Source organism: Streptomyces sp. PL-29, assembly GCF_058344425.1.
Genome location: NZ_CP136996.1, coordinates 982357 through 1005692, shown reverse-complemented (window position 1 = coordinate 1005692; position 23336 = coordinate 982357). Strand labels below are relative to the sequence as shown.

The 23336-nt window shown below is 71.2% G+C and carries 21 protein-coding genes and 2 pseudogenes; 15 read left to right on the top strand and 8 right to left on the bottom strand.

Translation table 11 applies throughout. The annotated features are described in order from the left end of the window. The first annotated feature begins 13 nt into the window (after nucleotides 1-13). From R4Z63_RS04545 to R4Z63_RS04520, 6 genes are read left to right on the top strand one after another with little or no spacing between them, the layout of a single operon-like run. Nucleotides 14-502 carry a DMT family transporter gene (locus tag R4Z63_RS04545; RefSeq protein WP_384451942.1) on the top strand — a complete coding sequence of 163 codons (489 nt, stop codon included), beginning with the start codon at nucleotides 14-16 and terminating at the stop codon, nucleotides 500-502. Beyond that, nucleotides 499-1038 (top strand): DMT family transporter, encoded by a 540-nt coding sequence (locus tag R4Z63_RS04540; RefSeq protein ID WP_384451945.1) that lies wholly within the window; start codon nucleotides 499-501, stop codon nucleotides 1036-1038. The genes R4Z63_RS04545 and R4Z63_RS04540 overlap by 4 nt, the downstream gene beginning before the upstream one ends. Continuing rightward, entirely contained in the window at nucleotides 1035-2243 is a 1209-nt protein-coding gene (locus R4Z63_RS04535) for a questin oxidase family protein (protein ID WP_384451948.1), read from the top strand. Before R4Z63_RS04540 ends, R4Z63_RS04535 begins: the two co-directional genes overlap by 4 nt. 38 nt (nucleotides 2244-2281) lie before the next feature. After that, the gene (upp, locus tag R4Z63_RS04530) at nucleotides 2282-2974 is read left to right on the top strand and encodes a uracil phosphoribosyltransferase (RefSeq protein WP_384451952.1); all 693 of its coding nucleotides are present in this window, start codon (nucleotides 2282-2284) and stop codon (nucleotides 2972-2974) included. Nucleotides 2975-2986: 12 nt separating this feature from the next. Continuing rightward, nucleotides 2987-3406 carry an NUDIX hydrolase gene (locus R4Z63_RS04525; RefSeq protein WP_384451955.1) on the top strand — a complete coding sequence of 140 codons (420 nt, stop codon included), beginning with the start codon at nucleotides 2987-2989 and terminating at the stop codon, nucleotides 3404-3406. Beyond that, nucleotides 3378-4448, top strand: a complete 1071-nt coding sequence (locus R4Z63_RS04520) for an MFS transporter (RefSeq protein WP_384451958.1) — start codon at nucleotides 3378-3380, stop codon at nucleotides 4446-4448. Before R4Z63_RS04525 ends, R4Z63_RS04520 begins: the two co-directional genes overlap by 29 nt. An 82-nt stretch (nucleotides 4449-4530) precedes the next feature. On the opposite strand, the gene R4Z63_RS04515 is transcribed toward R4Z63_RS04520, so the two are convergent. The 6 genes from R4Z63_RS04515 to R4Z63_RS04490 form a co-directional block, all read right to left on the bottom strand. Beyond that, nucleotides 4531-7071 (bottom strand): ABC transporter permease, encoded by a 2541-nt coding sequence (locus R4Z63_RS04515; RefSeq protein ID WP_384455035.1) that lies wholly within the window; start codon nucleotides 7069-7071, stop codon nucleotides 4531-4533. Continuing rightward, on the bottom strand, nucleotides 7065-7808 hold the full coding sequence (locus R4Z63_RS04510) for an ABC transporter ATP-binding protein (protein ID WP_384455038.1): 744 nt from the start codon (nucleotides 7806-7808) through the stop codon (nucleotides 7065-7067). The genes R4Z63_RS04515 and R4Z63_RS04510 overlap by 7 nt, the downstream gene beginning before the upstream one ends. An 85-nt stretch (nucleotides 7809-7893) precedes the next feature. Beyond that, nucleotides 7894-8589: a DUF4097 family beta strand repeat-containing protein gene (locus R4Z63_RS04505; RefSeq protein ID WP_384455041.1), complete on the bottom strand. Its 696-nt coding sequence runs from the start codon at nucleotides 8587-8589 to the stop codon at nucleotides 7894-7896. A gap of 76 nt (nucleotides 8590-8665) precedes the next feature. Continuing rightward, nucleotides 8666-9304 (bottom strand): response regulator, encoded by a 639-nt coding sequence (locus R4Z63_RS04500; protein ID WP_384455044.1) that lies wholly within the window; start codon nucleotides 9302-9304, stop codon nucleotides 8666-8668. Further along, nucleotides 9295-10578: a sensor histidine kinase gene (locus tag R4Z63_RS04495; RefSeq protein ID WP_384455047.1), complete on the bottom strand. Its 1284-nt coding sequence runs from the start codon at nucleotides 10576-10578 to the stop codon at nucleotides 9295-9297. The genes R4Z63_RS04500 and R4Z63_RS04495 overlap by 10 nt, the downstream gene beginning before the upstream one ends. A gap of 87 nt (nucleotides 10579-10665) precedes the next feature. Beyond that, complete coding sequence (locus R4Z63_RS04490; RefSeq protein WP_491522517.1) at nucleotides 10666-11364, bottom strand: TauD/TfdA family dioxygenase; 699 nt, start codon at nucleotides 11362-11364, stop codon at nucleotides 10666-10668. Between the two features lie 40 nt (nucleotides 11365-11404). Between R4Z63_RS04490 and R4Z63_RS04485 the strand changes: the two genes are divergently transcribed. The 4 genes from R4Z63_RS04485 (at nucleotide 11405) to R4Z63_RS04470 (ending at nucleotide 14207) form a co-directional block, all read left to right on the top strand. Then, a complete protein-coding gene (locus tag R4Z63_RS04485; RefSeq protein ID WP_491522516.1) occupies nucleotides 11405-11539 on the top strand; it encodes a hypothetical protein in 135 nt (44 codons plus the stop codon). Between the two features lie 99 nt (nucleotides 11540-11638). Next, entirely contained in the window at nucleotides 11639-11896 is a 258-nt protein-coding gene (locus R4Z63_RS04480; protein ID WP_384455053.1) for a hypothetical protein, read from the top strand. Then, nucleotides 11896-12270, top strand: coding sequence for a hypothetical protein (locus R4Z63_RS04475; protein ID WP_384455056.1), 375 nt, complete (start codon nucleotides 11896-11898; stop codon nucleotides 12268-12270). Before R4Z63_RS04480 ends, R4Z63_RS04475 begins: the two co-directional genes overlap by 1 nt. 785 nt (nucleotides 12271-13055) lie before the next feature. Then, nucleotides 13056-14207 (top strand): endonuclease domain-containing protein, encoded by a 1152-nt coding sequence (locus tag R4Z63_RS04470; RefSeq protein ID WP_384455059.1) that lies wholly within the window; start codon nucleotides 13056-13058, stop codon nucleotides 14205-14207. An 82-nt stretch (nucleotides 14208-14289) separates the two neighbouring features. Here R4Z63_RS04470 and R4Z63_RS04465 read toward each other — a convergent pair whose 3' ends face one another. After that, nucleotides 14290-14499: a hypothetical protein gene (locus tag R4Z63_RS04465; protein ID WP_384455061.1), complete on the bottom strand. Its 210-nt coding sequence runs from the start codon at nucleotides 14497-14499 to the stop codon at nucleotides 14290-14292. Between the two features lie 232 nt (nucleotides 14500-14731). After that, nucleotides 14732-15001, bottom strand: a pseudogene (locus R4Z63_RS04460) (DNA-binding protein); the annotation flags it as partial. Between the two features lie 361 nt (nucleotides 15002-15362). On the opposite strand from R4Z63_RS04460, the gene R4Z63_RS04455 reads away from it, so the two are divergent. The 5 genes and pseudogenes from R4Z63_RS04455 to R4Z63_RS04435 all read left to right on the top strand — a co-directional run bounded on the left by R4Z63_RS04455 (nucleotide 15363) and on the right by R4Z63_RS04435 (nucleotide 23333). Continuing rightward, nucleotides 15363-16505 (top strand): hypothetical protein, encoded by a 1143-nt coding sequence (locus R4Z63_RS04455; protein ID WP_384455064.1) that lies wholly within the window; start codon nucleotides 15363-15365, stop codon nucleotides 16503-16505. A gap of 386 nt (nucleotides 16506-16891) precedes the next feature. Beyond that, nucleotides 16892-19291 carry a 2OG-Fe(II) oxygenase gene (locus R4Z63_RS04450; protein ID WP_384455067.1) on the top strand — a complete coding sequence of 800 codons (2400 nt, stop codon included), beginning with the start codon at nucleotides 16892-16894 and terminating at the stop codon, nucleotides 19289-19291. A gap of 237 nt (nucleotides 19292-19528) precedes the next feature. Further along, entirely contained in the window at nucleotides 19529-22180 is a 2652-nt protein-coding gene (locus R4Z63_RS04445) for a TOTE conflict system archaeo-eukaryotic primase domain-containing protein (RefSeq protein ID WP_384455070.1), read from the top strand. A gap of 46 nt (nucleotides 22181-22226) precedes the next feature. Continuing rightward, nucleotides 22227-22989: pseudogene (locus R4Z63_RS04440) on the top strand (IS982 family transposase); the annotation flags it as partial. Nucleotides 22990-23129: 140 nt separating this feature from the next. Continuing rightward, entirely contained in the window at nucleotides 23130-23333 is a 204-nt protein-coding gene (locus R4Z63_RS04435; protein WP_384455087.1) for a hypothetical protein, read from the top strand. Nucleotides 23334-23336 lie beyond the last annotated feature (3 nt).

Here is a 23336-nt window from a genome sequence, read left to right as displayed (position 1 = left end):
GAAAGGCGGCGAAGTGATCGGACGATCGAAGGACTGGCTCCTGGGCATCGCGGGCGGTGTGCTGCTCGCGACGATGCTCCACTACAACAGCCTGCTGGCGAAACACACGACGCCGGCCTACGCGTCGTGGGTGGCCCACGGGGTGGGAGCCGTCGTGGCGTTGCTGCTCGTGCTGCTGACCACGTCGGGAGTCAGGCTGCGCCGCGCGGAGCGGGGCGGCGAGGCGGAACCGGCGGCGCCGACGAAGCGGCCTCTCTGGTTCTACCTGGGCGGCATCCCCGGCGCCTTCACGGTCATGCTGGGCGCGATCACCGTCAACGGGAGCCTGTCGCTGTCCGGGACGATTGCCTTCATGCTCGTGGGCCAGATCCTCTTCGGCCTCGTGTCCGACCACTTCGGGCTGTTCCAGACGCCGAAACGGCGCATCGTCCCCATGGACGCCCTCGTGGCGCTCTGCGTCCTCACGGGCAGCGCGCTGATCCTCTTCGGAGGCACCCAGTGATCCTCTCCATCCTGCTGGCACTGCTCAATGGCGCGTTCATCGTGGCGAGCCGCGCCATCAACGGTCGCCTCAGCACCGTCATCGGCCCGTTCCGGGCCTCGCTGTGGAACCACCTGGTGGGGTTCCTCTTCCTCACCACTGTCCTGGTCCTACTCAGCCAGTGGGAGTTCGGGGCGAAGCCGCCGCTCGTCGCGTACATCGGCGGTGTGGTCGGGGCGCTGTTCGTGGTCGTGAGCAGCTACGTGTTCCCCCGGCTCGGCGCGATGAACGCGGCACTGCTGGTGATCAGCGGCCAGATGATCACCGCCGTCCTCATCGACTGGCAGAGCAAGAGCGTCACGCCCGGCCCCCTGCGCTGGCTCGGGGTGGTTCTCGTACTGCTGGGCGTCTACCTGTCCCGGGTCGCGCAGACGTCGCGTGAAGCCAGGAACGAGGACGCCGAGAACAACGACCCCACGAGCGAAGACCCCAAGAACAAGGACGCCGACGCCAAGGGCGACCAAGACGACGACAAGCACAAGGAGCAGGCGAAGTGATCGACTCGCCCGTGGTCAAGAAGCTGCTGAACGACCGCAGCCACCACATCGAATTCAACGGCCACCTCAGCAACCACGTCAAGCACGCCGTGGTCGCCCTGGCCCGCCTCGGCATGTCCCCGGAGCGCATCCAGGACTACTACGAGAACTACGCACGGCTGACCACGTACGGCCACGGCCTCGAACCGGCCCGCCCCTCCACGCTCGACATCACGGACGACAACTGGCGGGACTTCCTGGGCCGCCGCACCGGCTTCGCCTCGTACTACGCGTACTTCGACCGCAAGGTGGCCGAACTGGGCATGGCGGAGGTGCTGCGCCGCTACAGCCCGGACCTGGTCCCAGGCTGGGTCGGCGCCTTCACGCACGCTGCCATCCACCTCGGCTGGGCGCTGGACGCCGAGAGCCGCTGCATGGCGGTGGAGGGCCTCGCATACATGGCGTTCGCGTCCGTGCCGAGCCACCCCGACCGCATACGGCGCGAACAGGCCGCGCACCGGCGCCCCGAGGACGCCACCCCCATGGACTCCCTGCTGCGCGTCGCCGCCGCCTGGGACGCCGACCGCGAAGCGCTGCGCACCTGGGCGCAGGACGTCGGCACCGTCCCGGAATCGGGCGCTCCGGAAGGCGTCCACCCCGAACTCATACGCTCCGGACTGCAGTTCCGCAATGCCCGCATGCTCGACGTCGGACACCCACTCATGTACGACGCTCCCGCCTGGCTGGACGCACCGGACACCGCGGCCACCTGGGAGCAGCTGTACTACGCGGTCACGCTGCTCTACCTGGCCCGCCCGGGCGACTTCGTCCTGCTGCACCTCATCACGTCCCTGCACGCGATGGAGCAGATCGCCGAGCACCTCCCGGAGGAACAGCGCCGCGATGTCATCGCCTGCTACTGGACCGGGATGCTGGGCGTCGTCCTCGCCCAGGCCCAAGTGCCGAAGCGGGCCAAACTCGCTGCCCTGCACGCGCTGTTCCAGGGCGTCGTCGACGCCGGACCGGACGGGCTGCGCCGCATGGACTGGGAGCTCATCACCGCCCGCTCCTTCGAGGAGGAGGAAGAGCACAACCCCAAACTCGTCCACGTCATGCGCCGGATGTGGGAGCGCACGGGCGGGCTCTCGGTCTACCGGACGGCCGCGGGCCAGTTCACGGACACGCCGCCGCTGCCGCCGTCCTTTGAAGAACCGCCGAACGAGTGACCTGAAACCCGAGCGACCACCGAAAGGACCAACACGACATGGTGAGCACGACCGCCGCAACCACGACCGCCACGGCCACCGCCGATCCGACCGCACTCGTGCACCTGCTGCCGCAGACCAACCAGCTGCGTGCCCTCCACACCGTCATGCGGAACCGCCAGGCCCGCCGCGAGGACTTCGTCTTCGCCGCCGAACGGGTCGTGCGGCTGCTGGTGGAGGCGGCCCTGGAGTTCGTCCCGTACGAGAAGGACGACGTCACCACGCCGGTCGGCGCCACGTACGAGGGGCTGCGCCCGTCCCGCCAGGTGTGCGGCGTCTCGGTCGTGCGGGCCGGCGAGAGCATGGAGGGGCAGCTGCGCGCCGTGTGCCCGTCCCTGCGCATCGGCAAGATCCTCATGCAGCGGGACCCGGAGACCAAGCTCCCCCGGCACTACTGGACGAAGCTCCCGGGCGACATCGCCGACTGCCACGTGCTCCTGCTGGAGCCGATGCTCGCGACGGGCGGCACGGCCGTCGCCACCATCCAACTGCTGCTGGAGCAGGGCGTGTCCGAGGAGAACATCGTGTTCGTCAACCTCATCACCGTGCCCGAGGGCATCGAGGCGGTCACGCGGCGCTTCCCGAAGGTGCGCATCGTGACGTCGTCCATCGAGGAGCGCCTCAACGAGGACGCGTACATGGTCCCGGGCATCGGCGACTTCGGCGACCGCTTCTTCGGCACGGACATCTGAGGGCAATCAGCGATGGACTCCGTCCCCGAGGTGATCGAGAAGGCGGCGTGGCTGTGCCTGGACAGCGGCCGCCTCCTGGTCGCACGTACCCACGGCCGGGACGCCTTCTACCTCCCCGGCGGCAAGCCGGAGCCGGGCGAGAGCGTCCGGGAGGCGCTGGTCCGCGAGGTGCGCGAGGAACTGGGCGTCGAACTGCTGCCGGAGAGCGTGGCGCTCCAGTTCGTGGTGGAGGCGCCGGCCCACGGCGGGGGGCCGGGCACGGTGGTGCGGATGGCCTGCCACAGCGCCGAGCACGTGGGCGTACCGGCACCGCACAGTGAGATCGCCGAGGTCGCCTGGCTCGGGTACGGCGAGGGCGACCGGGAACGCCTGAGCGTGGCCGCCCGGACGGTCATGGCCCGGCTTGCGGCCCAACGAGTGGTGTTCGTCTGAAGAACTGCCCGCCGGCGCCCTGGTTGACCGCTGTGACCGCCGCAAGGTGATGCTGTGGTGCGACGCGATCCGGCTGCCGGCCTTCCTCGCGGTGGGCGCCGCGGCCTTCGCCGGGCAGGTGTGGGTCCCGTTCGTGATGGCCGCGGCCTTCGTGGAGGGCTCGCTGGGCATCTTCTACCAGCGTGCCGAGCAGGCCGTCGTACGCAATGTCGTGCCGCCGGGCCGGCTGCCCGCGGCCCTGCCGCAGAACCAGGCCAGGGGCGCGGCGATCGGGCTCCTCGGACAGCCGCTCAGCGGACTGATGTTCACGATGTCCCGCTGGATGCCGTTCGCGTTCACGGCGGTGGCGAACGTCATCGGGCTGCTGTGCGTCCTCTTCCTGCGCCGCGACCTGCGGCCCGCACCGACCGAACCGCCGAAGAGCCTGCACGTCGACATCAAGGACGGGATCCGCTGGCTGTGGCGGCGCAGGTTCCTGCGCGTCATGACGGCCGTCTTCGCCGGCAGCAACCTCGCCTTCCACGTGCTCGGCCTCACCATGATGGTCGTCGTCAAGGACAACGGCGGCACACCCGCGGTCCTCGGCGTGGTCGCGTCCGTCGCCGGGATCGGAGCCCTGCTCGGGGCGGTCGTGGCCGGGTGGTGGGCGGCCCGGTTCAGCCTCTGCACGACGGCCGTGCTCGGCCACCTCGCGTGGCTCGTCCTCATGCCGTCCATGGCCTTCCTGACCAGCCCGGTCGCCATCGCCGCGGTGGCCGCCGGGAACATGTTCGTGGCCAGCCTCTTCAACGTGACCGGCAACGTCTACATGACGCGCACCACCCCCGACGAACTGCAGGGCCGCGTGATGGGCACCTCGGCCTTCCTGACCTCCGGGGCGAACGCGCTCGGCTCCCTCGTGGGCGGTGACGCGCTCGCCTGGGCGGGCGCGGCCCGGACGGGCGTGGCCGTGGGGGCCCTGATCCTCGTGCTCACCGTCACCGTCGTGTTCAGCCCCTCGGTGCGCGCCGAGGCCCGGTCGGCGGAGTCCGCTACCGGCTGAGCCGCCGGCCCGCGCACCCGGCACGGAACCGGCCCCGCAGCCATGAAGGCTGCGGGGCCGGTTCCGTATGGGGAGGGGCGGATCAGCCGGCCTCGCCGCTGATCCCGGCGAGGATGCTGCGCCCGTCGCCGCCCCGCAGGGCCAGGGCCGCGGGGAGCACGGCCGCCGCCAGCGCGACGGCGGCGCTCACGGCGAGCAGTTCGCCGAGCGGGACCCAGGGCACCATGGCCGGGGTCTCGCCGACCAGTCGTGTCAGCGCCGCCCACGAGCCGGTGATGCTGATGGCCGAGGCGGCCGCGCCGATCACGGCGCCCGCCGCGACGCACATCAGCGTCTCCACCGTCACCGCCCGCAGCACCTGCCCCCTGGTGGCGCCGGCGAGCCGCAGCATCGCCAGCTCGCGACGACGGTCGCTGACCGTCATCACAAGGGTGTTGGCCAGCGCGAGCAGTGCGTACAGGACCGACAGACCGAGGATCATCAGCATGCCGTTGCGGGAGCTCTCCGCGTTGGCGTCGGTGGGCGCGGCCGAGACCTCGTCGGGAGTGCTCACCTTCGCCCCCAGACCGTGCACGGCCGCTTCCAGGGCCGAAGCCGTCCCCGCGAGGTCCGCGCCGTCCCGCACCCGTACGGTGATCCGGCCCGGCAGGCCGGAGCCCGCGTACGCGGAGTCCACGTACGCCCGCACGCTGTCGTTGCCCGGCGCCAGCACGGCGGCGACCCGCAGCTGCTTGGGGGTGCCGTCCGCCAGCCAGAGCCTGACCGTGTCACCGGCGTGCGGTGAACCCGGCCAGATGCTGCTCACCACGACGGACTCGGGGCCGAGAGCGGAGAGCGAGCCCTCGGACACCTTCAGCGCGGACAGGGACTCCAGCGCTGCCGCGTCGACGGCGGCCGCCGAGCGGGCGACCGCGGGCTTGGGGCCGCGGTCGGCCAGCAGCATCGTGGGTGTGCTGACCAAGGTCGTGACCCCGGGTACGGACCGCACCCGCTGGACCACGGCCTGGCTCAGGCCCGGCGTACCGGCCGGCGAGACGACGAAGTCCGAACGGGAGAGCTGCTGGCGGACGTTGCTGACCTGGGCGGCGTTGATGGTGTTGATCGTCCCCAGCAGGCAGCCGGCGAGGCTGATGATGATCACCACTGGGGTGCTGGTGGCGGCCGTGCGGCGGAACGCGGTCAGCGCGCTCTGCCGGGCGGTCGTCCACACGACGCCGCCCGCCTCCTCCGCGTCGGGGTCGCGGCGCCGGGCGGCCGCGGTGGGCAGCGCCGTGAGGAACCTGATCAGCGGCCCGGCGACCACGCCGGCGAGGGTGACGCAAGCGCCGACGATCAGCAGGCACAGGGAGGCCGAGGCGGCGGCGTTCGAGCCGGCCTCCGGCTGCACGGCGGCCGTACCGGAGACGGCCGCGACGCCCGCAGCCAGAGCCAGCCCGCCGAGAACCCAACGCACCAGCTTCCCGGCCCGGGAACTCCGTTCGACCGCCGCGTCCCGCAGCGCCTCGCCGGGGGCGACCCGGCCCGCCCGTACGGACGAGACCATGACGCCGGCCAGCGCGGTGACCATGCCGATGCCCGCGGCGCTCAGCAGCGCCCACCAGGGCACCGGCACCGTGAAGTCAGAGGTGACGATGGAGTGGTCCACCAGCCAGTTACGGGCCAGCGGGGCACCGGCCAGGCCCATCAGAGCGCCCGCGGTCGAGGCGAGCACGCCGACGAGCACGGCCTCGCACCAGATCACCCGGCGCAGCTGGCGCCGGGTGGATCCGACCAGCCGCAGCAGGGCCAGTTCCCGACGACGCTGCGCGATCGACAGCGCGAAGGTTCCGGCGACGACGAAGACGGCGACGAATCCGGCCACCCCGGCCGCCAGACCGAGCGGGGTGTCCACGCTGTCCATCTGGGCCAGTAGGACGAGGTGGTGGGGGTCGGCGACGGCCCGCTCGCTGCCGGTCAGGACGGAGACACGGGCGCCGCCGGCCGCGGCCACGGCCTTGCGTACCTCGTCGGCCGGTCCGTAGGCGGCCAGGGCATCGACGGCGGGTGAGAGTCGTGCCGCCGCGCCGTCGGAGAAGAACAGTGCGTGCTCGAAGGGAACTTCGTCGGTGACACCGGTGACGGTGGCGGTGCGCGGTCCCGTACCGGTCGTCAGGCGCAGCTGCTTCCCGATGAGCGCGGTGGCACCGCCGCCCACCACGATCTCGTCGTCGGCGGCGGGCGGCCGCCCGCCCGCCAGGCGGTAGCCGCCGGCCTCGTGCGCCGACCAGCCGCGCCCCACCTGGTCCTTGGGCCCGCCCTCGAGCTGGGCGTAGAAACTGTGGTCCTCGATGACCCGCCCGGTCGCGGCGACGGCCGCCACGAGCTGCGCGGTCAGGCCCGGCTGCTGGGGCAGCGCCGTGCTCTGCGCCTGACCGGACGTGCCGACGACGTCGACCGTGCTGTTCGGGACGACGACGACCGGCGCCTCGGACCAGCGCTGCCGGGCGGAGTCCACGACGCTGCCGGTCGCGGCGATCACCGGGATCGCCGTCGCCATCAGCCCGACACCGAAGGCGAGCGCGACGAAGGTGCCGACGAAGGACACCCAGCGCACGCGCAGGGTGGCGAAGGCGACGCTCAGCATGCGACGGCCTCCAGGCTGGTCATACGGGCGGCCACCTGCTCGGCCGTCGGGGCATCGATGGAGCCGGCGAGCCTGCCGTCGGTGAGGAAGACGACGCGGTCCGCGCGGGAGGCGGCGACCGGGTCGTGCGTCACCATGATCACCGCGCGGTCGCCGTCGTCCGCCAGGGCGCGCAGCAGACCGAGCACCTCGCGCCCGCTCTTGGTGTCCAGGGCGCCCGTCGGCTCGTCGGCGAGGACGACCGCGGGGCGGCTGATCAACGCCCGCGCAATGGCCACGCGCTGCTGCTGGCCGCCGGACAGCTCGCCCGGTCGGCGCCGGGCCCGGTCGGCCAGCCCGACCGAGTCGAGCGCCGCCAGCACCTCGGACTTCTTGGGCCGCCGGCCCGACAGCTTGAGGGGCAGCGCGACGTTCTGAGCGGCCGTCAGGGACGGCAGCAGGTTGAACGACTGGAAGACGAAGCCGATCTTCTCGCGGCGCAGTACGGTCAGTTCCCGGTCGCCCAGACCGTCGAGCTCGGTGCCGCCGACGAGCACGGTCCTGCTGTCGATGGCCTCCAGTCCCGCGGCCGAGCGCAGCAGTGTCGACTTGCCCGAGCCGGACGGCCCCATGATGGCGGTGAAGGTGCCGAACGGAAAGCCGAGACTCACCCGGTCGAGGCCCACGACGGGCTCGGGTCCGGAACGGTAGGTCTTTGCGACGGAGCGGAGTTCGACACCGAATCGTGTGACGGTCATGCTGGCAAGTACACCTTCTGGCCCATTCCGGAACAATGAACTGCGGATCAGTTGTGGGGGTGGTGCCTGCACCACCCCGAGGGGATCAGTGGATCCGGATTCCGCCCTTGCCGGTGCGCACGGTCACGGCGTGCCGGGCCGTGCGGTTGACCGGAAGACTGATCATCGGGGCCGTCTCGCTGTGCGCCGCGACGGCGTACTCCGTGCCGGCGGGCAGGGCGAGGTCGACCGCGCCGGTGTCCGTGACCACGTCGAGCGCGACGGGCGGTTCGGCGAAGTCCCCCCGCACCGCGCCCCGGGAGGTCTCCACGGACACCTGGGAGGAGCGGCTGTCGGCGAGGGTGGCGGTGCCCGACTCGGTGCGCAGCCCGACGGGGCCGGCCGCACCGCGGACATCGATGGTCCCGGTACCCGTCCGTAGATCGAGCGGGCTGGCGAGGCCACTGGCGGTGATCGCACCGGAGCCCGCGCCCACCCGGGCGGCCAGCCCGGCCGGGACAGCGATGTCCAGCCGCAGGGAGCAGCCCGTGCGGCACGTGGCCCGGACGGAGACCCGGGCGTCCCCCGAGCCGACCGACACCTCGGGCCGGGGGCCCGACCAGGTGCCCGTCGCCACGACCCGTATCTCGGAATCGGTGCCCGGCCGCAGCGAGACGGAAGTGCCCTCGGTCTCGACCTCCAGCAGGGAACTGCCCGCGGCATCGGCCCGCAGCGCCTGCTCGAAATCGCGGGGGGCGGCGAGCAGGGCGACGATGCCCAGGCAGGCGCAGGCCACGGTCACGACCAGCAGTGCGAGGCCGCCGCCGACGGTCCACCCGCGTTCCCGCGCCGACGCCGGACGTGCTGACGTACGGATCTCAGGCTCCCAGGTAGCGCAGGACGGCGAGGACGCGCCGGTGCCCGCCGCCGTCCTCCTTGGGCAGTTCCAGCTTGGCGAAGATGTTGTTGATGTGCTTGCCGACCGCGCTGTGTGTGATCGTCAGGGCCGTCGCGATGGTCGCGTTGGACTCGCCCTCGGCCATCAGCGCCAGCACCTCGCGCTCCCGCGCCGTCAGCGGGTCCTGGCGGCGGCTGCGGGTCAGCAACTGCTTGACGACCTCCGGGTCGAGCACCGTCTCGCCCGCCCGCACCCGTTCCAGCGTCTGGACGAAGTCGTCCACGTCGGAGACACGGTCTTTGAGGAGGTAGCCGATCCCGCCGGTGTTCTCGCCCAAGAGGTCGAAGGCGTACCGCTCCTCCACGTACTGGGAAAGCACCAGGACCCCGGTCCCCGGCCAGCGGCTGCGGATCACCAGGGCCGCGCGCAGCCCCTCGTCGACGAACGTCGGCGGCATCCGCACATCCACGACGCAGACATCCGGCCGGTGTTCCGCCACGGCGGCCAGCAGGGCCTCACCGTCGCCGACCGCGGCCGCCACCTCGAAACCCTCCTCGCCCAGCAGCAGCACCATGCCCTGCCGCAACAGGGCGGAATCCTCCGCGATCACTACCCGCATTGCACATCCACTTCGATCAGAGTCGGTCCACCGGGCGGGCTGGTCACCGTCAGCGTGCCGTCGATCCCCGCGACCCGGCCGGCCAGCCCCGACAGCCCACTGCCGCGGGCCGGATCCGCCCCACCCGCACCGTCGTCACCGATGATCACACGGAGTCGGTTGCCGTCCCGGCGGATCTCCACCCACGCCCGGGAGGCCCCTGCGTGCTTGGCGACGTTGGTCAGCGCCTCCGTCACCACGAAGTAGGCCGCGGACTCGACCGCGGCCGGGGGCCGCGGCTCCGCCTGCACGTCCACGGTGACCGGTACGGGTGCGCGGGCCGCGACGGCGGTGAGCGCGGCGCCCAGGCCCCGGTCGGTCAGCACGGGCGGGTGCAGGCCCCGGGCCAGTTCCCGCAGCTCCGTGATGGCCGCACGGGCGTCCTCGCGGGCGGCCTCGACGATCTCCCGCGTCGCCTCGTCACCCGACTTGCGCAGACGGGAGACCACCCGGCCCAGGGTCATCGCCACGGCCACCAGCCGCTGCTGCGCCCCGTCGTGCAGATCGCGCTCGATCCTCTTGCGTTCCGCCTCGACGGCTGCGAGCAACAGATCGCGGCTCGAAGTCAGTTGCACGACCCGCTCGGTGAGCTCGAGATCCCGGGGCGGCGCCAGCAGGGCCCGCCCGAGCGCCGTGTCGAACGCCGTCAGCGCACGCACCAGGACGGGCGACACGAACACTCCGAACAGCACGGCGGCCACGGAGACCAGAAGGGACTCGCCGAACCCGTCCACGGAGACCGGGCCGAGAGCTGCCCGGCCGCGCGGCAGCCGGTCGTAGTAGCCGGGCAGCGCTACGAGCGTGAGCGGCACGGCCCAGGCCAGCGCGACCCCCGCCCCGGTCACCACCGACACCGGGATCAGCGCCACGAAGTACCCGAGCTCCCGCCACGCGCAGCGGTTGCGGGCCAGCGAGCGCAGCGCGGGCAGCAGCGGCCCGACGCGCCGGGCGGGGGGCGGCGTGGGGATCTCCACCCGGCAGGTCGCGGCGAAGCGGCGGCGTTCCAGGGCCGCGAGCCGGCCGAGCGCCCAGCCCGCGGCGACCACGACCGGTACCCCGGACAACGCGACGGGCAGCAGGGCGATTCCGGCCACCAGCGCGAGCAGGACGGCAGCGGCCGCCAGGGCGATCACCCCGTCGGCCGCGAGATGGGCGCAGCCGCCCCACAGCGCGCCCGACCACAGCGCCAGCCACGGCCGCCGCGGTATCGCGCCGCTCACTCCGGCCGTCGCCATCCGCCCTCACCCCTCTCCTCTTGCTGTCGTCCGGCACGTCCGGCACGTCCGGCACGTCCCGCGTCGCCGCCCGGCCGGCTCGGCCGCTCAGTCCGACATGGCGACCAGCAGCCGGCGCGGTCCCGTGTAGGGGCGCCGGCCGTGACCGACCAGAATGTTGTCGATCACCATGACATCACCAGCCCGCCAGTCCACATCGACCGCCGCCGCCAGACCGCGGTCGCGCACCTGCACCACGTACTCGGCCGCGATCGGCTCGCCGTCGGCGAAGGTCACCGACTGCGGCAGCTGCTCCGGGGGCATCAGCCGGGTCAGTGCGGCCGCCGTCTCGTCGCCGAGCGCGGCCGGGTGCCACTGGTCGGACTGGTTGAACCAGACTTCCGCACCCGTCCGCGGGTGCCGGACGGTGGCGGGCCGGTGCTGGGTGACCCGCAGGCTGCCGTCGCGCTGCCACTGGCTGTCGGCCTGCGAGGCGGCCAGGAACCGGTCCACCTCCTCGCGGTCGGTCGTCTCGAAGGTGTCCTGCCAGCTCTTGCCGAGTCCGGCACCGCCGTGCAGGTTCTGCGTGTAGCGGACGCCGTCGGCGAACCGCTCGCGCACCTCGTCGTCCAGCGATTCCAGCCAGAGCTGGGCATCCACGACCGGGGTGGCGCCGCCGGTCGTGGGCGCGGTGACGCAGCAGAAGGCCAGCCGGGCCGGCCAGCGATGCGCGTAAGAGAGCTCGTTGTGCATCGAGATGGTGAACTCGGCCGGGTACTCGGTCGACGTGTAGACGTTACAGCCCACCCGGGTGCGCGGGGAGTTGCCGTGGACGTACGCGAGCCGGTTGGGGGTTGGGCAGCAGTGCGTCCAGTACCGGGTCGAGTTCCTCCTCGGTGACCTCGAAGCCCCGGAACACCAGGGCCTTCTCCTCGTCGAGCAGGTTCTGGAGGCCAGGGGAGTCCGCCAGGCGGGCCAGTAGCCCCCGCGGCTCCCCGGCGGCCCGTGGCGGAGCCCTCCGGAGTGATTTCGAGCGGCTTCCAGCCGGGGTTCGCAGTCATCGCCAAAGATCCCTTCTGATGTGCGTGTCGACGGATACCGGCTGACCGACGACGGACGCAGCGGTGGCCGTCGCAGCCTGTGCATGGACGTCGCCCGGGTCTGGCAGGCGCTCGACGAGCCGGAGAAGACGTTCCACGCGCTCCGCGCCCTGGCTTCATACGCGCCGGAGGAGGCGACCCGGCCGAAGGTCCGGGGGATCGCGGCGGAGCTGCTGATGATGCACCCAGAGATGCCGGGGCTGCGCCGGTTCTCCCAGAAGATCGGAGCGACTGCCTGATGACGAACGGCGACAGCGTGAGCGAGGACGGCCGGATTTTCCGCGACGCGTGGATCGCCGGGGTAAAGAAGCACTTCCCCGGTGAGCCGAAGCCGGGCTACATCACGCCGTGGGACGAGACGCCGGGGTGGGAACGGCAGTCCGCGGCGGCCGTCTACGGTCAGGTGCGCGGCTTCGTCCACGCGAGTGGCGGGCAGACGGCCAAGCTCAGCCGGGAGCAGAAGGGCCGGTTCGTCGCGTTGTGCTGGATCGCGCAGATCCACAAGCACATCGAGAACCCGAAGCCGGGTTATGTGGCTGACTGGGACGTCCTCCCCGAGTGGCAGCAGGAGACGGACGCCGACATCTTCGAGCACATCGAGCAAATCCTCTGAACCCCGAAGATACCGGAGGCCCCCGCAGGAATTGGCGTGGGCCTGATGCTCGATCAGAGGTTCGCGCCCATGAGGAGCGGCCTATTTCTCCAAGTCGACGGTGGGGGGGGCGACCATCGCCGGGCATGAGCAGGGTCGACTCCTCGCCAGGCATCACCACCGGGGTGGGCACTCCGCAGGGTGGGACCTGCCGACGATCAGGGAGGCGGTTGCGGGCCCGTACTTCAGCGACTCCACAAGCCGCAGCAGATCGTCCCAGTGATGCGCAGTGGGCGGCCACCAGGTCGAGGTTGACCTTCTTCGTCAGCAGCGGCCCCACCATCGGGAACCGCTCCTTGCAGTCGGCCTTCGGGCCGATCCGGTACGAAGTCCGTGCTCGTCTATGTGTTCGCGGGTCACGGAGCCTTCGCCAACCTGAAGTTGGAGGTCAAAGGGCTGGTGTGATTGTTGCTCGGAGTGCTCATGCTGGTCGTGGGCGGAAGCCCACGGAGAAGATCATCCGTCAGCACTGGGCACCCGCCGCTAGCCAGGCGGCTCTCCCGGCACCAGAACCAGGCACTGGCTGTCGGTGCGCTGGTGCCGGTCGTTAGTCTTTCGGTATGGCCGAGCGTGTTGCCCCGGGCCGGGCAGATCATCTGGTCACTCCGGCCGCCGCCGACCGTGTGTGGGCCGGCCTGACGGCCGGTAGCGCGGTACCGACGACTTCCGCAGTATTCACCTGTTTTCCTTCTGATGTCCGGCTGGGGCGTTATGTCTTGCTCGGTACGTGTGTGGTGGAGCTGGTGATGACGGAGGACGGCTGGTGGAGAGTTCCGGAGGCTGAGGTGCGCCGGGCGGCGGCGGCATGGAACGCGGTGGAGGTGGACGCCCTGGATCTGGTCCGCATCGGTCCGTTCCGTGGTGCGCCAGAGCAGGAGCGCCCGGGTGGAACGCTGCGTGGTTGGCGTCGGCGCATCAGCTGGGAACTGCAAGAGGCAGATCATCCCGGACGGCAGGCCGGCCATGAGCCCGGACCGGGGTCTCATCTGGCGGGGGTCGACTGGCGGCTGCTGGTGCAGCGGTCCCGTGACGGGGTGGAGTGGTCGTGGTGGCTTCCGCGGGTTGTGGTCAGGCTGCTGGACACGGCCGAGCACGCCGAAGCCGAGTGGCTGCACACCACGCGGGTCGGCAAGGCGGAGACAGCTGTCACCGAACAGCATCGCCGGGGTCCCCGAGCCACCGACAGCCAGTCCCCGACGGGCGTGAACGGTCCAGCCATCTCGCAGCGCCCGTATACGGGGGAGCTGCGGGGTCAGTTGTACTCGGTGCTGAGCCGCAAGCCGGGCATGTCCCGCCAGGTGGCCGGGTGGGTGTGCGCCGTCTGCGGCACGGCGCCGGCTGCTGTGCTGGATCACTGCCACGAACACGGCTACGTCCGCGCCCCGGTCTGCCCGTCCTGCAACACACTGGAACGCCCCGACCACCTGTACGACAACGACATCCGCGTCGCCAGCCGCTACCACCGCCTCTTCGACACCGACGCGGTCGGCTGGTTGCGCCACTGGCACCGCTGTCCGGGCTGCCGCACCCGCACCACCCTGCCTCTGCCCCACCTCGCCGCATGGACCGCCCACACCGCCTACCGCACCCTGCGCCCCACCCATCCTGACTCCCGCGGACGGAAGCCCTGCGGAGTGCTGCGCGTCTCGTGGACGGGCAGCCAGAACACACCTCGCTCCTGCCTGCTCACCGTCTCCGTCGACTTCTGCCCCGCCGGCGAGCACCGCATCCTGGCACGGGTGCCCTACCGGGAGGCCGTCGAGCAGTTCGGCACCTGGCTGGCAGAGACCGCCCCTGCTGTGGCGGCCGAAGCCGGTCCCGACCGCCTGGACGGCCTCCCTGCCGAACCCCGGCCCGTCATAGCTGACACCAGCGGCGAAGGCCTGGCGCTCTTCTGACCGAACACCAGCAAACCGGCTTCACAGGCCGCGGACTTCGTCCGGCGGCGTGTGCACCGAGCTCGGAAGGAACCGGTGGCTGTCAGGTGGAGCCGTTGATGCGGGTGTGGTGTGTGGTGTCGTGGGCGGAGAGGGTGTTCCAGACAGTGGTGGTGCTCTGGCCGGTGCGTTCGGCGATCCGGCCGACCGGCTCGCCGTTCGCGTAGGCGTCCAGGGCGGCCTCGGCCAGTTTTCGGCGGGCGGCGTGCAGCGCTCCGCAAGGAGGAGTCGCCTCCCCGCTGCCGGCCAACATCTATCTCTCGTTCCTGGACCGGCATTTCTCGCGGATCTGGGACGCGGAGATGACTCCGCCCTGGCGTCGGCGATACCGGCGCAGGATGGGGCGGCCGGACTTCCGGCTTGTGTGTGACGCCGACGACTTCATCGCGCCCGTGCACGGGACGAAGCCCGAGGCGGAAGCGCTCAAGGCAGAGATCGGCGAGCTGCTGGCGCGCCGCCGAACCACGCGGGTGCAGCGGCGGGGATCAGATCTTCTCCACGGTTACACGGATGGGGTCGGTGGTGAGCATGGTGATGTCCTCGATGCCGGACGTCAGGATGGTGACGCGGCCCGGCTGGGCGATTGCAGTGGCGCAGAGTATGGCGTCGATGGCGTACTTATGACCGTGCAGCCCGGCCGTGCGCAGCAGGCCGGCGGCGGACTGGGCGAGGGCCTGGGTGACCGGCTCGACTCGCAGCCGGGACAGCGTCCACTTCAGCGCGGCGTCGTTGATGCGAGGATGTAGCACGTGGAGTCTTGGCGATCTTGGAGCCGGTCGTAGAGGGCTCCCGGCCTGCGATTTCTTGCGTGCGCATTATGTGCGGTGTGGCGTTACAGGCGATATCTCGACGCTGAAATGACGCTCATTTGGCGCTCGTTCTGATGGGGTATCAGGCGACCTGGTTGGGCAGATCAGACTCTGTCAGGTGGGCGTATATCGGTGGGGCGCCGAGGGCAGGTGACGCTGAGCGCAGGCCTACTGAGTCCTGCTGGTCAGATGTCCCGGAAGAGACCAGGCGGCGCCATGATCTGGCCCCGTTGCCGGCAAAAGTCCTGGACTTTGGACGGCAGGTGACTGGCGCTCGGTCGATGCCTTGCGGGATCGGGGGCTCCTTGTGATCGACGACGGCTCTGCGTACGCCGGCGCCAGTGAGTCCATGGTGCCCGCCAAGCCTCGGACGCCCTACAGTGAGCGGCCCGTCGCGCGGGCCCGGCGGGCGAAGGCACAGGAGCTGATCGACCGGCTCGTCGACGAAGGGCGCATCCGGATCACTGATCCCGATGACGACGAGGCCGTAGAGTGGCGGCGCGTCGTCAACTACGCGAAGCGGCACGGCCTGGAACCGATGGGCAAACGCATAGAGAAGGTCCCGTACGGCGCTCCGGGGCTGGAACTTTTCCTCGCTGAGGGCCCGCATCCCAACGCGCGGAGTCGGCGGCCGAAGGCGGGCGGGGGTCTGGTTCCTGTCCCTGCGCGACTGGGGCGCCTGCATCCGATGGTGGCCGCGCTCAAAGAGGACGAGAGTCGGCTGGTGATGCCGTCTGCGCTGCGCCGTAGGTCGCTCCTGTTGGTGCAGGGACTGGCGGCTGAGGCGGTACGGCGAGGGCACGAGGTGAGGAAGGCGCGGTCGTCCTTCTTCGCGCGCGAGGGCGGAGTGGACGTCGCTGTCGACGGCTTCGCGTATACCGTCACTGCCAGGCAGGAGTTCCCGGAGTCCACAGATCCGGAGCGCTCTGCTCGTCTCGTCATAGAGCTCGCCCATGGTCCGACTGGTCGGCCAGGTCGCTGGCGGGATCGGAAGAGCCGGACGCTTGCAGAAGCCCTGGGCGTGATCCTTGGAGAGATCGAGGCACGGGCGGTGGAGGACGCTCGGCGCAGGCAGGATGAACAGCAGGCCAGGGCAGAACGTGAAGTTCGCTGGCAAGCGGCCATGGACGTGGCGAAGGAACGAGTTGTTCGCGGTCAACTCGCCGAGGTGCTTCGCGAAGAGGTCGGGCGCTGGCAAGAGGCCGCTGCCCTCAGCGCGTACTGCACGGTATCGGAACGTCGTATCGGCGAGCTGGACGGTGCTGTGGACGAGGCGGCTTTGGCCTCGGCCCGGCGTTGGTTGCGGTGGGCAAGGGGGTACGTGGGGTCGATCGACCCGTTGACCCGGCTTCCAGGAATGCCGCACACGCGTGAGCCCACACCGGCGGAACTGAAGCCGTACCTCAAGGGATGGAGCCCCTACGGACCGGAACGGCGCGACGGGCGATGACGTGAGCAGCCGGCCAGAGGTGCGGCTCGCACGACTGGTGGCGGGCGGCGCCCGTCAGTCGTCCTTGGCGATCCGGGATTCCCGCTGCCGCAAGCCGGGCCGTTCGTCGGTGCGGCCGCTCAGAGAGGTCGCCGCACGACATCCCCGCGCGTAGGCACCGGGATCGGGTACCGCCTAAGATCCGGCTGAGGTCGATCTCCACAGGGAACAGAACCGCCCCCTTGACCACCCCGCTGAACGCCCCACCGTCCCGGGCCTTCCCTGAACCTGCGCGGGTGCCCCGGATGTCAAGGCCGTTCTGCCATCTGGGAACAGGGACTTCCAGCAGCGCTAGGGTTTCCGGGACAGAGGGAATGGCACGCTGCCGGCCAGGGGAACGAAACACCATGGGACACGGAGCACGAAAGCGACTGGCGAAGCTGCTCGACGCCTCGGAGCGATGCGGGGACTTCAGTACTCGCATCGAGATGTCCGCCCGCGCGCTGCGGATCGAGGTCGACGGCGTCGGGGTGCTGCCCCTGCCGTTGCGCGCTCCGGTCACCAAGAAGCTGATCGCGCAGGCCCGGCAGGCCCGCTTCGGCCGCGGTGAGCAGACCCTGGCCGACACCAGCGTGCGCGATACCTGGGAGATCACCCCGGACCGGATCACCCTGGGCGGCCCCGACTGGGACCGCACCCTGAGCGGCGTCCTCGACGGCGTCCGTACCGCGCTCGGTCTGCCGCCCGCCACCGTCCTGCGGGCCGAACCGCACGCGCTGCTCGTCTACGGCAAGGGCCAGTTCTTCCTGCCGCACCAGGACTCCGAGAAGGACGACTCCATGGTGGGCACCCTGGTGGTCTCGCTGCCCTCGCACCACACCGGCGGTGAACTCGTCGTCTCGCACGCCGGCCGGAGCGTCGTCCACCAGGCGTCCCGGGAGAAGTTGACCTTCGCTGCCTTCTACGCGGACTGCCTGCACGAGGTCAAGCCCGTCAAGTCCGGCTACCGCGTCACCCTCACCATGAACCTCCTCGCCGAACGCACCCGCCCGGCCGGCGAGGACGACGACGGCCCGGCCGCCGACCTGGCCCACTGCCTGACCGAACACTTCACCGAGCCGGCCGAAGAGCGCTACGCCTACGGCCGCCAGAAGACGGCGCCCCCGAACCGCCTCGTGTACCTCCTCGACCACGAGTACACCCAGCGTGGTCTGGACTGGGACCGCCTCAAGGGTGCCGACGCCACGCGTGCCACCCGGCTCCGCCAGGCCGCCGGGCAGGCAGGCTGCGAGGCGGTCCTCGCACTGGCCGAGGTGAAGGAGACCTGGGACGCCGTACCGCCCTACGACCGCTACGACTACTACGGCGATGTCGAGCACTTCGACGGCTGCGAGGACGAGGAGTGCGAGGGCGAGTGCCTCCTCGACCCCGACGGGGAGCCCGGGGCCGAGCGCCGCCGCAGTGGCGACTTCTCCGACTACGAGCTGGGCGACCTGATCGACGACGCGATCACCCTCGACTGGTGGACCCGCCCCGACGGCGCCGACGGTGAGCAGATCTCCCTGCCCGTCTCGTACGCCGAGGTGTGCGCCACCACCGAGAACAAGGACCTCACGCCCTACCAGTCCGAGTACGAGGGCTACATGGGCAACTACGGCAACACCCTGGACCGCTGGTACCGGCGGGCCGCAGTGGTGCTCTGGCCCCGGCAACGCTCGTTCGCGGCACGCGCCGAGGCCGGCTCCGAGGGAGCCCTGCGAGAACTCCAGGGCCACCTGGACACCGGGGAGTTGGAGCTGGCGCGTACGCTCGCCCGGTCGCTCGCCCCGATCTGGAAGCATCATGGTTCGGGCGAAGCGGCCGCTCCACTCTTCACTGCCGCCCTGCACGTCGCGGTGGGACTGGAGGAAGCGGACACCGCCGCGATGCTCCTTGCGCCCTTCGGGGTGGAGACCCTGGGCGAGCGGCACGTCCCCGATCTCGCGGAAGCGGCCGCACGGTACGGGCCGACGTGGTCGCGCGGGGCCGTCGGCAGCTGGTTCGGCCCGGCCGCCGCGTACACCGGGGCGGATCGCGCAGCGTGGCTCGAGTCTCTGCCCGGCCTCTGTGCCGCGCTGCGGACCGCTGACGGTGCCGGAGACGCGGTGGCGGCACCGCTGGTCGAGGGCGTCTGGCAAGCGGCCGAGCAGCAGCTCACCGGCTGGCTCGACGTGGGCCGCGAGGCGGAGCGCCGCGCGGGCATGGAACGGCTGGGAGCTCCCTTGGCCCGCATCCTGCAGGCGTGCGACCCGAAAACCGCCGACACGATCGTCACCGCGCTGCGCGGCCTGCCGGACACCGCCCTGGACTGCCTGCTCCCGGCCCTACGCACCGCGGCCCGCCGACCGACGACCGTACGAGACGGGGCACCCGCGGCCCACGCCTTCCAGACGCTCGCCGACCACTGCGAGGCCCGGCTCACCGCGGCCGTCACCCGCCCCGTACGCGCGGCGGACGACTGGTCACTCACCCCGGCCGGTACCTGCCGGTCCGGCTGCGGCCTCTGCCCCGACCTCGACGCCTTCCTCACCTCCCGCACCCGTCGGGTCATGGATTGGCCGCTTGCGAAGGACCGACGTCGCCACATCCACAGCCGTATCGAACTGGCCGGCCTGCCCGTGTCCCACACCACCCGGCGTCAGGGACGCCCCTACACCCTGGTCCTGACCAAGACGAACGCGGTGTTCACCCGTGAGCGAGCGGCCCGCATCCACGCCGAGACCGACCTGGCGTGGCTGCGGGAGAAATGGCCCCGGCCCCGCGGCTGAAAGGGACAGACAAGCCCCGCGGTCCGCGCGCCTGGAACCGGCAGTCCGCACCCGGGACGCGAATGCCGCCGCGTCCCGGCCGGCCGCGCATCGCCACCTGCCGGTACCTCGCGGCCGCGCAAGCCTGGGCGGCCGGCGGGCCGGCGCCGGACGGGTAGGCCATCGGCTCGATCACCCCGTGGGAATCTACGCGAAAACGGCGGCCTCTCCACGGACGCGAATCCGGATCATGGAGGGGTGGAGGACTGGTACGACTGTAACGACCTGGCCGAACTGCGCATCCGCCTCGATGTGGCGCTCGAAGAGAACGCCGAACTACGCGCGGAGCTCGCCGGGGTGCGAGCCGAGAATCGGTGTCTGCGCACCCGGCTGGGAGTTCCCGCACGCGACGCGCCACGGGCGCTGGCTCCGGTCCCCGAGCCTCCCCCACCGGTCATCACGGAAGGCGGCCACGGGCTGCCGTACGCGGACGCGTCCTCCGGGACGGAGGCGAAGATCGCCCTGTTCCGGGCGCTGTTCGCCGGCCGCGAGGACGTCTACGCCACCCGATGGGTGAGCGCGAAGTCGGGCCGGACGGGCTGGAGCCCCGCCGAGGACAACCCGTTCGCCAAGAACAAGGCCGATGCCGAGCGGGTGTTCTGGCCGCTGACGGACCGGGCCGTCTACAACCACCTCTCCCGCCCCGAGCCCGGCGCCCGGGAGACCCACCTGGGGCTGTACCCGCTGCTGGCTGATGACACCTGCCGGCTTCTGGCGGTCGACTTCGACGGCAAGGACGGCAGCGACTGGCGCGGCGATGCGGCCGCCTACGCCTCAGCCTGTCACGACGCCGGTGTCCCCGCCCTGGTGGAGGTCTCCCGCTCCGGGGCGGGCGCGCACGTGTGGACCTTCTTCACTGACCCCGTCGCCGCGGTCACCGCCCGCACGCTGGGGATGGCGCTGCTGCGCCGGGCGATCGACGTCCGCGGGCAGATGACGTTGTCCAGCTACGACCGGCTCTTCCCCGCCCAGGACCTGCTGCCGACGAACGCCAAGGGCAACGCTCGGTTCGGCAACCTGATCGCGCTCCCGCTGCAGGGGGCCTCCCGCCTCAAGGGCACCACGGTGTTCTGCGACCCGCACACCTGGGAGCCGTACCCCGACCAGTTCGCGCACCTGTCCCAGGCCGAGCGGCTCTCCCCGGCCCAGGTCGAGGCGCTCGTCGACAAGCTCGGCGAGGTCAAGGCGGGCCCGTCGGCGACCGTGCCGGTCCTGCCGCCCAAGCCCCGGCGGCGCGCGCTGGGCAAGGCCCCCGAGGTCGTCGAGGCCCGCTTGTCGGCGATGCTCGCGATCTCCACCAAGGGCCTGCCGGCCGCCTTGCTTGCCGCGCTCAAGCACACGGCGTCGTTCCACAACCCGGAGTTCTACCGACGCCAGAGCCAGCGGTACTCCACCTGGGACACCCCGCGCCTGGTCTGCTCCTTCGACGCCACCGACCCGGACTGGCTGAGGCTGCCGCGCGGGCTGCGCGACGAAGCGGCCCAGCTCATCGCCGCCGCCGGCGGCACACTCACGGTCACCAGCGAACTTGCGGACGCCGCGCCGATCAGCGCATTCTTCACCGGCGAGCTGACCGAAGTGCAAGCCCGCGCGGTCGACGCGGTCAAGGGTCGCACCAGCGGAGTGCTCGTGGCGCCGCCGGGCTCGGGCAAGACCGTGATGGCCTGCGCGCTGATCGCCCACCACAGGACGCCCACCGCGATCATCGTTAACCGCTCCGAGCTGCAGTCCCAGTGGCAGGACCGTCTGGCCACGTTCCTCGACCTCGGCGAGGGCCGCGTCGGTTCCTTGGGCGCGGGCAAGGACCGCCGCAGCCACGTGGTCGACCTGATCATGCTGCAGACACTCAGCCACCGCGACGCCCCCGACGGCCTGCTGGACGGCTACGGCCTGGTGGTCGTCGACGAGTGCCACGCCGTGGGCGCCCAGGGGGCCGAGGCCGCGATCCGCAAAGCCCGCGCCCCTCGATGGATCGGCCTGTCGGCCACCCCCTACCGGGCGGACCAGATGGATCCGCTGATCACCATGCAGTGCGGACCCATCCGACACGAGATCGCCGACGCCAGTGCCTTCGCCAAGCACCTCATCGTCCACCCCACCTCGTTCACCACCGACGAGCCGGGCGACGACGGCGCCTCCTTCCAGGCGATCTACAGCGAACTCGCCGCGAACTGCGACCGCAACACCCAGATCGCCGCCGACATCGCCGACGCCTTTCGGCGCGGACGGTGCAGCCTGGCCCTGAGCAACCGGGTCGAACACCTCCACCAACTCGCCACGTCCCTCGCCGCGCACGGCATCGAACCGCTGCTCCTGCACGGCGGCATGCCGCCGGCCGAGCGAGCCAGGGTCCGCACCCGCCTGTCTGATGAAACGACCACCCCGCCGGTGCTGCTGGCCATCGACAAGCTGGCCGGCGAAGGATTCGACGCCCCCAGGCTCGACACCCTGTTCCTCGCCAGCCCGATCTCCTTCAAGGGACGGGTGATTCAGCAGGTCGGCCGGATCATGCGCAACACCGAGACGAAGAAGTCCCACGTCGAGGCCCACGACTACCTCGACGCGGACGTGCCCTGGCTGGAACGCATGCACCACAAGCGTCGCCGCATCCTCGGACGCCGCGGATTCACCGCCACGCCCCCCGAGATCCTGCCCCAGCCGCCCGCCCAGCCCGTTGTCCCCGCGCTCCACCGACCGGAGCCCTCACAATCCGCGCCGACACCGCCGGTGGCCGAGGTGCGGCGGTGGGCCAAGGACCAGGGGATGGACGTGCCACCGCGAGGCCGACTCCGCAGCGACATCTGGGACGCCTGGCACGAGGCCCATCCCCAGGCTCAGCCGGTCAGCTGATCCGGTGCGCCTGCGGACGTGGGGCGAGGGCGTCCCAGGTCAGTCTGTGACGAACGACCTGAACACCCTCGCAACGGCACTCTACGTCCGGATCGACGACACGTTGCAGGCTTCGCCGGAACTTGCCCCGTGGCGCCCGGCGGTCGGGATCGCACCCACGCTCAGTGACTCCGAACTGCTCACCCTCGCCGTAGTCGGTGCTGCTCGGCTACACCTCCGAGCGGCGCTGGCTGCGCCGTCTCGCGGCGGACTTCCGCGGCATGTTCCCCTCCGTACCCGGCCAGTCCGGATACAACAAGCGGCTGCGAGCGGCCTCGTCGCTGCTCACCCGCATGATCCGGATCCTGGCGGCGGACACCACGCTGTGGAGCGGCGATGCCTGGGTGGTCGACTCCACCCCGGTCGGCTGTGCTCGCGAGAGACCGCGAAGCGCTCCGACCTGGCCGGCTTGGCGCAGTACGGCTACTGCACGTCGCACTCCCGGTACTTCTGGGGACTACGGCTGCACCAGGTGTGCACGGTCGGCGGGCTGCCCGTGCTGTTCGCACTGGCCGGTGCCAAGGCCGACGAGCGCGAGACGTTGCGCGACATGCTCGACACCGCGCCGGACGTGACGGGCCTCCCACTCCCGGCAGACGATCACCGGTGACAAGAACTACTACGGCCGCGAGTTCGAGCCAGACCTGACCGAGCGTGAGCTGGTGCTGTTACGGTCGGCCCGCAAGGGAGAAGCCGAGCGGGCCGGGGCGCATCTGCTCAAGCCGCTGCGGCAGGTCATCGAGTCGATCAACCAGACCTTCAAGGGACAGTCCTGGTCGACCGCGGCGCCCCCGGGCGGGCCCGCGCCCCCGCCGCTTGATCAGCAGCTGGACCATCTGAAACGGTACGAGGTGTTCGGCGGCGCCCTGCCGCTGCCGGGCACGACGGAGGCGGCCACCCGAACATCTCCATGTCAATCTGGCGCACCCTCGCTCACTCATCGCGTCTACGCCTTCGAGCCTCCTTCAGCCCCGACATCGTCTGGAACCGCCTCGACAACGTCGACTTCACCCCCGCCGCCCGCCTCGACCCGACCGCCGACAACCTGGTCGGCGATGTGACCGGCCGCTACGAGCCCCGCGAACCGTTCGCCTTCGTCCTTGCGGGGTCGTGAGGC

Coding starts and splice junctions, on each gene's coding strand:
- R4Z63_RS04475 (WP_384455056.1), top strand. CDS start 11,896: ATGACGAACGGCGACAGCGTGAGCGAGGACGGCCGGATTTTCCGCGAC.
- R4Z63_RS04525 (WP_384451955.1), top strand. CDS start 2,987: ATGGACTCCGTCCCCGAGGTGATCGAGAAGGCGGCGTGGCTGTGCCTG.
- R4Z63_RS04465 (WP_384455061.1), bottom strand. CDS start 14,499: ATGTTGGCCGGCAGCGGGGAGGCGACTCCTCCTTGCGGAGCGCTGCAC.
- R4Z63_RS04510 (WP_384455038.1), bottom strand. CDS start 7,808: ATGACCGTCACACGATTCGGTGTCGAACTCCGCTCCGTCGCAAAGACC.
- upp (WP_384451952.1), top strand. CDS start 2,282: ATGGTGAGCACGACCGCCGCAACCACGACCGCCACGGCCACCGCCGAT.
- R4Z63_RS04495 (WP_384455047.1), bottom strand. CDS start 10,578: ATGGCGACGGCCGGAGTGAGCGGCGCGATACCGCGGCGGCCGTGGCTG.
- R4Z63_RS04435 (WP_384455087.1), top strand. CDS start 23,130: ATGTCAATCTGGCGCACCCTCGCTCACTCATCGCGTCTACGCCTTCGA.
- R4Z63_RS04500 (WP_384455044.1), bottom strand. CDS start 9,304: ATGCGGGTAGTGATCGCGGAGGATTCCGCCCTGTTGCGGCAGGGCATG.
- R4Z63_RS04450 (WP_384455067.1), top strand. CDS start 16,892: ATGGGACACGGAGCACGAAAGCGACTGGCGAAGCTGCTCGACGCCTCG.
- R4Z63_RS04515 (WP_384455035.1), bottom strand. CDS start 7,071: ATGCTGAGCGTCGCCTTCGCCACCCTGCGCGTGCGCTGGGTGTCCTTC.
- R4Z63_RS04470 (WP_384455059.1), top strand. CDS start 13,056: ATGACGGAGGACGGCTGGTGGAGAGTTCCGGAGGCTGAGGTGCGCCGG.